At 63.2% G+C, this 12,028-nt stretch carries 9 protein-coding genes and 1 tRNA gene; 2 read left to right on the top strand and 8 right to left on the bottom strand.

Going from position 1 to position 12,028, the window contains the following annotated elements; all coding sequences use genetic code 11:
* Positions 1-42: 42 nt before the first annotated feature.
* Both HY921_04915 and HY921_04910 read right to left on the bottom strand, forming a co-directional pair.
* Positions 43-114: transfer RNA gene (locus HY921_04915), tRNA-Val, on the bottom strand.
* Positions 115-227: 113 nt separating this feature from the next.
* Positions 228-668 carry a hypothetical protein gene (locus tag HY921_04910; protein MBI5630207.1) on the bottom strand — a complete coding sequence of 147 codons (441 nt, stop codon included), beginning with the start codon at positions 666-668 and terminating at the stop codon, positions 228-230.
* A 248-nt stretch (positions 669-916) separates the two neighbouring features.
* Between HY921_04910 and HY921_04905 the strand changes: the two genes are divergently transcribed.
* Positions 917-1,882 (top strand): thiamine pyrophosphate-dependent dehydrogenase E1 component subunit alpha, encoded by a 966-nt coding sequence (locus tag HY921_04905; protein MBI5630206.1) that lies wholly within the window; start codon positions 917-919, stop codon positions 1,880-1,882.
* 1 nt (position 1,883) lies between these two features.
* The gene (locus tag HY921_04900; protein MBI5630205.1) at positions 1,884-2,942 is read left to right on the top strand and encodes an alpha-ketoacid dehydrogenase subunit beta; all 1,059 of its coding nucleotides are present in this window, start codon (positions 1,884-1,886) and stop codon (positions 2,940-2,942) included.
* 2 nt (positions 2,943-2,944) lie between these two features.
* Here the strand turns inward: HY921_04900 and HY921_04895 are convergent, their stop codons facing one another.
* The 6 genes from HY921_04895 to HY921_04870 form a co-directional block, all read right to left on the bottom strand.
* On the bottom strand, positions 2,945-4,219 hold the full coding sequence (locus HY921_04895) for a hypothetical protein (protein MBI5630204.1): 1,275 nt from the start codon (positions 4,217-4,219) through the stop codon (positions 2,945-2,947).
* Between the two features lie 61 nt (positions 4,220-4,280).
* On the bottom strand, positions 4,281-6,152 hold the full coding sequence (locus HY921_04890) for a hypothetical protein (GenBank protein MBI5630203.1): 1,872 nt from the start codon (positions 6,150-6,152) through the stop codon (positions 4,281-4,283).
* Between the two features lie 23 nt (positions 6,153-6,175).
* The gene (locus HY921_04885) at positions 6,176-8,425 is read right to left on the bottom strand and encodes a hypothetical protein (GenBank protein MBI5630202.1); all 2,250 of its coding nucleotides are present in this window, start codon (positions 8,423-8,425) and stop codon (positions 6,176-6,178) included.
* A gap of 111 nt (positions 8,426-8,536) precedes the next feature.
* Positions 8,537-8,947 (bottom strand): NADPH-dependent 7-cyano-7-deazaguanine reductase QueF, encoded by a 411-nt coding sequence (gene queF, locus HY921_04880; GenBank protein ID MBI5630201.1) that lies wholly within the window; start codon positions 8,945-8,947, stop codon positions 8,537-8,539.
* Positions 8,944-11,151, bottom strand: a complete 2,208-nt coding sequence (locus HY921_04875; protein MBI5630200.1) for a copper-translocating P-type ATPase — start codon at positions 11,149-11,151, stop codon at positions 8,944-8,946. The genes queF and HY921_04875 overlap by 4 nt, the downstream gene beginning before the upstream one ends.
* The gene (locus tag HY921_04870; GenBank protein ID MBI5630199.1) at positions 11,148-11,960 is read right to left on the bottom strand and encodes a hypothetical protein; all 813 of its coding nucleotides are present in this window, start codon (positions 11,958-11,960) and stop codon (positions 11,148-11,150) included. Before HY921_04870 ends, HY921_04875 begins: the two co-directional genes overlap by 4 nt.
* Positions 11,961-12,028: the final 68 nt, after the last annotated feature.

The raw sequence follows: 12,028 nt of genomic DNA, 5'->3' as shown, positions 1-12,028 counted from the left end.
GGGATAGTTCCGGAACATACCACGACAGCTGCGAAATTAATCTGCCCAGTATAGGATTTGAACCTATGACCTTTCCCATGTCAAGGGAACGCGCTACCACTGCGCCAACTGGGCTTGTGGCAAGCCTCCCTCGCGGGGAGGCGCGCAGCCGTTATGGGGGCTGCGCTTCCTGCTTGCTTAACGCTGTTGAGTATTTTACCTTTCCAGATTGGGTTTATCAACCAGCCTTAAGGGTAGGGAGGGTTCTCGTACTTGCAGCACCTGATGCTGTGCGGGCGCCTGCGCGGCAGCTGATACTGGATATTCCTGGCCTCGTCGGCGGCTTTCTCGATCACGGACCCGGAGGCGGTGACCACCTGGGAGCCCATAATATCCAGAATTTCCTTGGACCTGGAGATATTGCGGTCCACCTCCATCTTGGAGATAAGCTTGTCGTCCTCGTTCCCGACCCCCCCCATCACCGCCATATTATAGACGGACGCGGCCTCTATCCATTGGGCTCGGCACCGCAGCTCCTGGGACAGGCCTCTCATCCCGCCGCCGGCGTAGTGGGCGCATGAGATGGGCTTGAGAATCGCAGCGGAGGACATCTGGGGGTGGGCAGAAACTTCCGTCCTCAGCCCGCAGAGAGCCGCGGCCGCCGCCAACAAACACAATTTTCTTTTCATCCTTAATCCTCCTGGCCAGCGCTGCGGCTGGTCTTTGACATGGTAGCCGTTGCGCCCGGCCCTGACAAGGAGCATTGGACCCAAGCCCTTCATAGGTCGTAAGTCCCAGACGAAAAAAGCTTTTTAAAGCCTCGGTTTGGAGAGCTTCTGGCATTTTTGCTAACATGAGAAAGATGGCAAATCGGCCCGCCGCCCTCCCGCAAACGCCGGACCTTTACGCCAAACTGGGAAAAGCCTCCCTGCTCCGGATGCACGCTCTCATGGTCCAAGCCCGCCTCTTGGAAGAGCGGCTCATCAAGATGAGCAAGAGCGGGGACGGCTACTTCTGGATCGGCGGCCCCGGGGAAGAGGGCTTCAACGTGCCCCTGGGGCTCCAGGTGAAGAAAGGCCGGGGTCTGGAATACGACTATCTCCACCTCCACTACCGCTCGAGCGCCATCGCGCTCGCCATGGAGGTGTCCGCCATCGACATCATCCGCCAGATGCGTTGTGTCGCGACCGACCCGTTCTCCATGGGACGCAATTTCGTCAACCATTACGCCATCCCGGAGATGAACGTCGTGCCGGTATCTCCCACCATCGAGACCCAATATTCCACCGCCATCGGCACCGGCATCGCCCAAAAGCGGGCGGGCTCGGAGGGCATCACCATAGTCAACGGCGGCGACGGGGGAACGGCGGAGGGCGATTTCCACTCGTGCCTGGTCTGGGCCAACCGCCCGGTCCTGCCTCTGCCCATCCTCATCGTCGTCGTCAACAACGGCTACGCCATCTCGGTGGAGGCCAAGGGCCAGCACGGGGAGAGGAACATCTCGGACTGGGGCAAGGCCTTCGATATGCCGGCCAAGACCATCAACGGCAACGACCCCGTCGAGTCCCATTTCGCCGTCCAAGAGGCCATGGCCTACTGCCGCAAGGAGAAGCGCCCTTATCTCTTGGAGGCCAGAACCAGCCGCCTCTACGGCCACTCCTCCTCCTCCGGGGCCAACCGCATCCCGGAGCCCGACTGCATCGCCCTGTTCGAGGCAGAGCTAGAGAAGCGGGGTCTAGCCGGCAAGGACGCGCTCTCCAAGGTTTGGCAGGAAACCCAGGCCGAGATAGACTGCGCGCATCAACAAGTCAAACAGGAGCCCTTCCCGGAGCCGGGCTCGATCTGGGAGCATGTTTTCGCGGGACCACTTCCGCCATCCTATCCGACTAAGGGAGGCTCCTGACATGGCGAACATGGCCCAAGCCATCCGCATGGCCCTCCATTACGGCGAGGAAAACCTGGGGGTCAAGGAAATTTTCGGGGAGGACGTGGGCCCGCCCCTGGGCGGGGTCTTCACCGCGACGCAAGGCCTCAAGAACGCCTGGAACTCTCCCCTGGACGAGCGCGGCATCATCGGCGCGGCCCTGGGCCTGGCCTGGGCGGGATCGCGCCCGGTGGCCGAGATACAGTTCGTGGACTATATCTTCAACGCCATAGACATGCTCAAGCTCTGCGCCAACGGCACGTGGACATCCGGCGGGCGCTTCAGCGCGCCGCTCGTGATCATGACCCCGGTGGGGGCCGGCATCCACGGCTCGGTGTACCATTCCCACTCCTTCGACTCGATGGCGGCCAAGCTTCACGGCATGAAGGTGGTCTGTCCCTCGACTCCCCTGGACGCCTACGGCCTCATGCTCTCCGCCATCAAGGACGACGATCCGGTGCTGTATCTCAAGCCCAAAGGCCTCCTGCGCGCCAAGGGCGAGGAGCTCATCCCGGGCGAGCCCGCTGACGAGAAAGAGCTCAAGGCCATGATCGACGCCCCCATCGGCGACCGCGCCAATTGGAAGCCCCGCTGGCCGAAGCTGGAAGAATACACCGTCCCCATCGGCAAGGCCAGGATCTCTAAACCGGGAGAGGGCGCCACGGTGGTGACCCACGGCAGGATGGCGCCCTTGGTCTTGGAAGCGGCAAAGGCGCTTGCCCAAGAGGGCGCGGGGGACGCCGAGGTGATAGACCTGCGCTCGCTTATCCCCTACGACTGGGACTGCGTCAAGGAGTCCATCCAAAAGACCGGGCGGGTGCTATTCGTCAACGAGGAAACCGAGATCGCCAACTTCGCCGAGCACCTGATCCGCCGCGTCGTGGACGAGCTCTTCTACGAGCTCAAGGTACGGCCCAGGCTCCTGGCCGCCAAGGCCGTCCCCGGAGTCGGTCTCTCCCCCAACCTAGAGAACGCCACGGTCCCCCAAAAGTCCGACATCGAGCGGGTCCTGCGCGAGATTCTAACCGAGCCGACTTAGGATTAGATTCTGCGGCCCTTGATGGACACTTGGAAGGCTTTCGGGCCCATGCGCTTAAGCCTCATGCCGCGGCTCACTAGAGCCTCGATCACTCCGGGGTTCTCGGGACCGGCGAATACCATGCGGCTTCCACTATCCGAGCCGGTCGCCGTCATATATACGGTGTCTCCATCGTATATATGGATGTCAGTCATCGTGCCCTCAATGGAGTAACGGCCGGGCTCCTGCCTCTCCAATTCCTCAAAAGCGGCGACAATGATCGTATCAGCGAATATGAGCTCCCAGTTTTTCGCGTTCCTCTCCGCATGGAATTCCTCGAGAGAATAGACCCTGTAAAATCCCTCGGGGCCCGCCGGCTCGATGGCAAACCCTTCCTGGTCCAGGCGAGACTCAATGGCTTCCAAGGAAGCCTCCAAACCCTCGTCCAGAAAAACCTCGATTTTCCCCAGAAACTCCAGGCGTCCGACTGCCGCGGAAGCCCGCCGCCGTCCTGAAACATCCAGGACAGCAACCATCAGACGGTCCTCTGAACGCGCAAATTGGGCTTGGCCCGGAAAAGGCAGCGCCTCATGGATGGCCTTTGCCGCCCGCAGCATTCCGACTTCAGGCCCGCGCGGCTCCGGGGCCGAGCCCCACCCGTCAAGAACTGGGGCGGCCGACTCCGTCCCAAACCCCGTTTGCGGAAACCCGGCGGATAATAAAACTCCCTCGACTCGCTGTGCCACGGAGCGGCGGCTTATCCCCCCTTCAATAACCGCGCGCGCCGGCTCCGCAAGGCCGGCCGCCACCGCGCTGAAGAAACCCCTCGTTTGATCATCGTAAAACGGGTTCAGGCTCCCTATGATCGCCTCCCCCCGCGCCTCCAGCACTTCATCGGGGCCGAACTCCTCCTTGTCCCGCCAGGCCGCCAACCGGCGCCGGGCTTGACCTTCGGCCCAGCAGGCATGCGCCGCGATCGCTTCCGCCACCGCCGAATCCTCAAACCCCTCCCCCAGGAGCACGCCCCCTGTTTCAGATCCCAACAACGGCCGCAGGTATTCGTTGAATTGCCGGTCAAAGGCGGTCCTGAACTCGGCATCCTCCGGCCTCTTGGCCCGGAGCGCGAGGAAGGCGGAGGCCACGCGCGCCGCCTTCGGGTTAACGCCGGAATCAGCGGCGATCCTTATCAAGGCGGGAGTGATAGGCGGAGCATGTTCTGGCCCGCCGGCCCAGGCGCCATGGCAGGCAAGCGCCGTGATTGCGACAGCCGCCCGACTCAGCGTCCAGCCGAAAATCATGGCTTATTTTACCACCCCGCCATGCTATCCCCCTGGGTCTTATGGCCCAATAAGCTTCTCATTATCTAAACCGCTTGGGCAACCCCCAATAGGGATACGACCTCTCCTCCGTCGAGGGCAGGAACGCCGCGCGGGCGCCATTGTTGTCGAGTATGAAGCCCGGAGCATCGCTGTTTTCAACCGCCGCATGGGAGCTTCTGCTGCGGGGCTCGCCGAACACGTCGGCGTATTCCCCCTCCCCATCCACGCCCATGTGCCGGCCGGGCGCGTACTGGGTTCCTCCCGATTTACCGGATTTACCGGCCGCGCGCAGGGCCTGCACGATCTCGTGGGCGTTGGCCCCCTTCTCGACCGACTCGATCATGGCGAGCTTGGTCTCGACCCCGGTCCCGGTGCTGGCGTCCGTGGTGGTGCCCACGATGTCGAACTTGCCGGGAGAAAACACCTCCTGCCACACCCGCAGCACCTCTTCCCAGAGCCTCTCGTAATGCTTGATGCTGCTGCAGGAGTCCAAGAACAAGAGCTGTCTGCGCCTCAAGGGGTCCACCAGGAGTCGCTCGAAATCCTCCCCCCAGGGCCACGGGATGTAGAAGGGGATCTCCGCGTCGATATACCCGCCGTTATAGGCCGGGGAATGCTTGATAAGCCAGGAAAGCCAGGGATGCTTTTTTAGTCGCTGTATGGGCTCGTAGATATGGGGCCGCAGGCGCCCCATGTAGAACCAATACATCCTGTTCCAGAAGCTCCGCATGGGGCCGAAGCGAAAGCCCTCCCCCGCCCCCGAATGGCCATCGTAAACCACCACGTCGGCCCGGGCCAGGGCCTCCTCGAAGGCCCTCTTGGTCCTAAAGGAGCGGCCGTCCTGGATCCGGTCGAACGCCGCGATCTCATCGTTTATGGCGTCCGCCGCGAATTGCGCCGAGCCGGGCTCGGCATCGGCCAGCAAAAAGGGTTGGGCCTTGCCGCGCTCCAAGATCTCTTCCACGAGCGCGTCCCGCTGGCGCGGGTCCGAGATTCCCGAGCGCTCGAGGATGCGGCCGATGGCCCGGGCGAGCCGTCCGTTGGGCACGCCGGGCTGGCTCACCCGGACCTGGACCTCCACCTCTTTCCCCTTATAGACGACGGCTTTCCTTAAAACGCCGCCAGAGGGCTTGTAGCCGCGGGCCCCCAGGCCCTCGACCGTCTGGCGGGCCTGGACCCAATCGAGGGGCTCCGCCTCCCCGAGCTGGCTATCCCCTAGATAGCCGTACACGGCGTCCACGCGCACCCGGCCGCGCCGGGCGATGGACAAGGAGCCCTTTGCTCCATCGAAGAGATGAAAGAGCTCCCCCGTCATGATTTCCCCAAGCAGGCTCGCCCGAGGCGAGAAGGCCGGCGGATTGCCGTTCTTGTCCGGCAAATGCTCCCAGGCCGCGAAACTCCTCTCGGCGACCTGCCTGCGGGCCAAGCCCTCCACGGGCTCCAGGCCCTCGGCCCGAACCAGCCAATCGGCGAAATCCGAGTCCGAAAGCCCGGCCACCGCCGGGTCCTTGAGCTTCTTTTGCTGGGTGAGAAGCAGGCGCTCGCTCATATGTGGAAACTGCAGTTCCAGGGAATAGCCGCCCCGGCCGTCGTAATGGCCGCGTACGATAGTGGGCTTTTTGCCCGGCCCGTTGTCCCGGACGAGCTCGATATGCAGGGCCCGGCCTGGCTTGGAGATCGAGAGGACCTCTCCCGGGGCGGTCTCGTAGCGGCCCCAGTCTTCAAGGACCCCGGGCTCAAGAAGGCGGGACACCGCCGGACTCGCCTCCCCTGGAATTCGCTCGAAACCGAACTGGAGAACGGACTTCATCACCCAGGACTTGAGCGCCTCCTGGCCGCGGGAGGCGCCTTGCGCCATAGCCGCCGGCGCCAGGCAAAGCGCAGCCGCGAGAACGGCCGCCCCCGCCATCATAAGAAGCTTCGAGGAAACCTTCCTCAGTCCCTGCCTCGCTCGGTGTTGCCGATGTCGAGGTCCACTCCTTTTTGGAACAGCCTCTCCATCAGATCGAAGCCGTCGGCAAACTCGTAGTTCTCACCCGGAAAGATGCGAGAAAAAGTATTTTCCCCCAGGAAATACGACAAGTCGGCGGTGTTCATATCGCTGCCGACCGGAGTTATCCGGCCCGTGCGCCTGTCCATGATCGCCACCCAGAAATGGACCTCGTCATTGGAGTCCCGGACGGCGATCAGTCGCTGCTGCCCTGGGTCGAATTTTATTTTGACGGGCGGAGTGATCTTCTCATGGTAGGCGGCCGCAACCTCCGCCACTAGCGAGGCGTCCTCTCCGGAGAGAAGATACGCGAACGTTCCGTTATTGCCGTCATTGACGTCCGGATAGAGCTTTCCGTTCGAATGCGACTTGACGAACCGTGCCGCCAAGGCCTCGGGGCTGGGCCGCGGGAGGGCACGGAGAACTGCGCCGCTCTCTTGATGAATCCGGGACATGAGCCGGGAAACGGCCTGGGTCAAGGCCTCGGCGTTGGCCGAGACCGCCTCGTTGTTGACGGGATTGTTGAGGTAAACGGCCAAGGCGTGGATAATATCCCCGTCCTTGGGCCTGCCGATCAGTCTCTCGACGGCAGCGATTTCCTCGGCAAAAAGCTCACGGGCGGCGTTGCTGACCAGTATCTGGAGCTTGCGCCGGTCCCGGCGCATGATGCCGATGCCGCTCCTGGTGCTGACCTTGCTCTTGCCGAAGAAGTCCACCGGGGATCCCGCCGAGAGCTCGCCGTCACGGACTATCGTCCCGGCCGGGGCCGCGAAGGCAGAGACCATGGTCGCCTCAAGGAGGTCGTTCTGCCAGGAATGGGTCCTCAGCCCCGTCATGACGTAGCGGTCAAGCTCCGCCGTATAGATGGCCTGGAAGTCCGTGGCCACGGTCTGGCCGGCGCCGTCAAGAGAGGCGTAACCAGAGGCGTTGGAGTGGCTCAGCATCTTCAGGATAGCCGAGTAAAATTCTTCCACACTATCCGCTTGCCTCAAGTACTCCCCGAGCTCGGTGAGGTAGAAGACGTCGGAGGCGTCCAAGGCCTTGTGCTCGGGGGCGATCCCAAAGCTGCGCCCGGATTTGACGTGCAGCTCCACGATCTGCCGGTCGAGCTGGCTTCCCCCCGGCAAATAGCCGATATTGATGTAGCCGTTCTTGGGGTCAATGCGGACCAGGACCCCGGCGCCGCTGGCGATGGCCAGGAAAGGCACGAGTTGGACGGCGTTCAAGGGCAGCTTCTCGGGGTGGGCCAGCAAGTCCTTATCCTTAAGGGTCTTTCTCAAAGCGGCGGCCAAAGTGGCGGGGGTGGCTTTAGCCCCGTCCAGGGAATCCAAGAGCTCGTCCAAGCCAGCTTGCCCATCTTTGAAAATTCTGAGCACCTTGCGGTAGACCTCGGGAGCGAAGGCCTCGGCCGCGGCGCGGATCGTTGCCTTATCCGCGAGCGCGAAGGAATGGGCCGTGTCCGCGTCGAGATCGGCCTTGAGCCCGTCGGCATCCATCATGGCCTTGAGGAAGCTTCGTCCCTCGAACTCAGAAAGATCCCGAGCGATAAACACCTTCGGGAAAACGGCAGTTTCCTCGGGCGCCGCCCGGAACCCCTCCGAGGCCGCCAGCGCCTCGGGGGCCTGGACGGCAGCCTCGCCATGCGGCTCGCCCCAGGACACGCTGTCCCACACGCGCCTAATCCGCCGAGAAACGCGCTTTCCCTGGGCCGGGGAGAGCTTTCCATGAGCGACGTCGTAGGCCTTGTGCGCGGCTTCAAGGCTCTCCGGGGTAAGATGTTCATGCCAAACAGCGCCCATCTTGAACAGCATGGCCGCTACGTTCGGCAATTCCTTGTCCCCCGCCGGCAAGTTATCGGCCTGCTGGGCGAGCTCGGCCACTTTGTCCGCCAGGATCGCGGAGGCGCGCAGAGAGGTCGCGTTCGCGGCGCCTAACCGATACTCGGGATGGGGCGGGAAATTCTGGGGCGTGATCCCGCTATCGCGGAAGGCAAAAACATAGGGAGCGTACCTCCCCCGCTCGCCACCTTTCGATGATAAATCAATATTTCCATGCCCGGGCATGGTCTTGACCGCCTCCCACCAGGACGGATGGATGGGAGCAAACACATTGCGGGTGGTTCCCGCGCCTACCGGCGGCGCGGCGATGACGGCGGCGGCAATAAGGGCGCAAATTTTCCGGACCTTGTTCCACATGGCTGTCTCCTGAGGCTAGAGGTTTATCAAGCGCCTCAAGATAGCAAAGCGCGGAGAAAGGCCCCTGGGCCGCAAGGCCCAGGAAAAAGAGGTTATTGGACCCAGTCCCGGCTAGGCCCTTGGGGTGCCGTGGCGCGCGGTGATGACCGAGCGCATGCCGCCGCGCGTGGTGAAGGCCCCCTCTAGCTCGGCCCAAAGGGGAGAGGTCGCCGACACGATGTCGGCCAGGATCTTATTGACCGCGTTCTCGTAGAAGATGCCCATGTTCCGGTAGCCGAGCAGGTAGTACTTGAAGGATTTGAGCTCCAGGCACTTCTTGTCCGGCATGTAACGCAAGGTCAAGGTCCCGAAGTCGGGGAGCTTGGTCTTGGGGCAGACCGAGGTGAACTCCGGGCACTCGATCTTGATCTCGTAGCCCCGGTACTGATTGGGCCAGGTCTCGATGGGAGGAAGCTCGACATCCTTTCCGGAAAGCGCCAAGTCCGGGTTGTAGCCGTACACGAGCGGGGTCTTTTTTTTCATTTTTTTCTCAAGCGAAGGGAATTTAACGCGACGGAAATCGAGCTCAAGGCCATGGCGGCCCCGGCCCACTGCGGGCGCAGGACGAGGCCGAAATGCGGGTAAAGGGCCCCGGCCGCGACCGGGATCAGGACCGCGTTGTAGGCGAAGGCCCAGAACAGGTTCTGCCAGATCACCCGGCGGGTTTTCCTGCAAAGGCCCAGAGCCGAGGCGAGTATGGTGAGATCGGGGTTGATGATGGTCAGATCCGCCGCCTCCACCGCGATATCGGTTCCCGAGGCCAAAGCCACCCCCACGTCCGCCTGGCTGATGGCGGGAGCGTCGTTGAAGCCCTCCCCTACCATGGCCACCTTCTTGCCCTCGTCCTGGAGCCGGCGCACGATATTGGCCTTGTCCTCGGGCAGTATCTCGGCGAAAACCCGGGTTATGCCCACCTCCTCGGCCATGCGGTAGGCGGCCTCGTTGCGGTCCCCAGAAACCAGGACGATCTCAAGGCCCATGGCCTTGAGCCGCTCCACGGTCTCCGCGGCCGAGGGCCTCACGGTGTCGGAGAGAACGAAAGCCCCTAAAAACACCCCGTCGAGGGCCACCCCTAATAGGGAAACAGCGCCATGAAAAATACCGGATTCGGCGGGCGGGACCGCCACTCCCTCATCCTTTAGCCAGGAAACGCTTCCCACGCGCACGGCCATGGACCCGCTTTTAAGGAGCACGCCGCGTCCGGGAAACGACTCGAAGGAGTCCACGGCTAAATCCGGGTCACGGACCCCGGCGGCCTTGGCGAAGGCGCGCAGGGCCTCGGCGAAGGGATGCTCGGAGCGCAGTTCCGCGGCCAGGGCGTAGCGGAGCATCTCATCGGCCGAGCCGCTCACGAGGATCGTCTCTATGACACGGGGCCTGCCCTCCGTAAGGGTTCCGGTCTTGTCGAAAAGGACGATGTCGAGACCGCTCACCTTCTCCAAGACGTCGGCGTTGCGAATGAACACCCCCATCTGGGCGGCCCGGCCCATCCCCGCGATGATGGCCAAGGGCGTGGCCAGCCCCAAAGCGCACGGGCAGGCCACGGCCAGGACCGAAACCAAGGAGGTCAAGGCGCGCAGGACCTTGGGCTCCGGTCCGTAGAGGGCCCATAGGACGGCCGAGGCGGTCGCGGTGAGCACCACCAAGGGCACGAAGCGGCCCGCGATGGAATCCACGAACTTCTGGATGCGCGGCTTGGTGGCCTGGGCCGCGCGCACGGCCTCGACGATACGCGAGAGTGCCGACTCCTCGCCGGACTTGGCGACCCGCATCTCAAGCGAGCCGGTTTTGTTGATGGTGCCGCCCCAAACGTGGCTGCCCGGTGATTTCTCGACCGGCAGGCTCTCTCCGGTAAGAAGGGACTCGTCCACCGTTGAAAATCCCGCGGTCACCACCCCGTCGAGCCCGATCTGCTCCCCGGGCTTGATCCGCACCGTTTCCCCGAGCGCCACCTCTGCGATGGGGACGATCTCCTCCTGGCCGCCGCGCAGGACATAGACGGTTTTGGGAGCGATGCGCATGAGCTTGAGCACGGCCTCGTTGGTCTTGCCGCGGGTTTGGGCCTCGAGCCAGCGGCCCAAGGTCACCATGATCACGAGCCCCGCGACCGCGTCCCATTGCGGCACGCGGGCCGCGGGAGGCAAGGTCTCCGGCATCAGAACCACGTATGCGCTGTAAAGGAAGGCCGCCCAGGTGCTCACCGAGACCAGGCTGTTCATGTCCGCCCCGCCGCGGAGCAGGCTGCGGTAGAATCCCAAATGGAAATGCCAGCCGCCGTATATCTGGATCGGCAGGGCCAGGAGCAGGCTCGTATACGGCGACAGGTTCAGGAAATCGGAGCCCAAAAGCGGGAGAGCCAGCAGGACGCTCGCCTGCAGGCGAAGGAGCAGCCTTTTCTGCTCCTCCTGCTGGGAGAAAAGGCTCAAGGTCTCGGCCTCGCCCCGGCTCTCGCTTTCACCCAGCACGTCGTAGCCGGCCTTCTCGATGGCGTGCCGGAAATTCTTGACGCTTGCGCTGGGCCCGGGGAGGTAGGAAATGGAGACCGTGCGCGAGGGCAAATCCGCGCCGACCGAGACAACCCCCGGGATGTTCTTGACCGCCGCCTCGATCTTGGCCACGCAGGAGGCGCAGTGCATCCCCTCGATGGGAAGGACGATTTTGCGCTCGCCCTGGGGAATCTCGCTCACAAACTCCTCCGCCAGGCCGCCTCGAGGTCGGCCAGGCTCCTCCACACCCCAGGGTAGCCCTCGGCCACGGCCTGGTCGAAGCTCCGGCTCTCGCGCAGGGCGGCCAGGAATTGCGAGAAGCCGATCTTGCCCCCCCTTTCGATCATGAAGCGCACCATGCTTTCTGCCTGGGCGTACCAGGAGCTCACCGTGCGCTCGCGCTCGGTGGCCGGCACCAGATGGATGAACTGCTCCATGGGGAAAGGCTGCTGCCGGAGGCGGCCGCGCAAATCGCTGAAAATGCCGCTCGAGCCCGAGCCTTCGGCCGCCTGGTTCTCCTCGTAGACCGCGAGGCCTTCGCTCACCCAGCGATGGTCGAGATTCATGAAGCCCATGTACTCGTAAAAGATGAGATGCGTCATCTCATGGGCCAAGGTCCTTTTGAGATGAGGCCCGGGGTAAGCGTAGATCGCGTTGCCGACGGTCGCGGCCCCGGACCAGTCGGGCTGGCCGGTCTTTCTGCGGTACTCGCTTTGGTCGGCGTAAACCACGAGCTGGTACAGGCCCCGGGGCCTGAAGGAGAAGAGGTTGGTATCCACCATGATCCGGTTGTAGAGCTCCTCGGAAAGATCGGCGACCTGCCGGGCCGCCTCGCCGCCGTAGGCCTTGACTTGGAAGTGAAGGCTTGCCAACTCGTAGGCCCCCGCGTCAAGCGGGGCGAAAGACCCCTGGATAATGGTGCTGCCGGTCTCAACGGGAGGCTCGCCCGGATAGGGAACGCAGGACAGCGCCGCGGCGGCGGCGCAGAAGAGACTTATTCTAAGAAACACCGTTTATTTTACCAATTGAGGGCGGATTCGTTCATCCGAGTTGTCCACCGAACTTCGTGGCGAAGTTC

Source organism: Elusimicrobiota bacterium, from assembly GCA_016218575.1.
GTDB lineage: Bacteria > Elusimicrobiota > Elusimicrobia > UBA1565 > UBA9628 > JACRDN01.
This window is presented reverse-complemented; position numbering and strand designations above follow the sequence as displayed.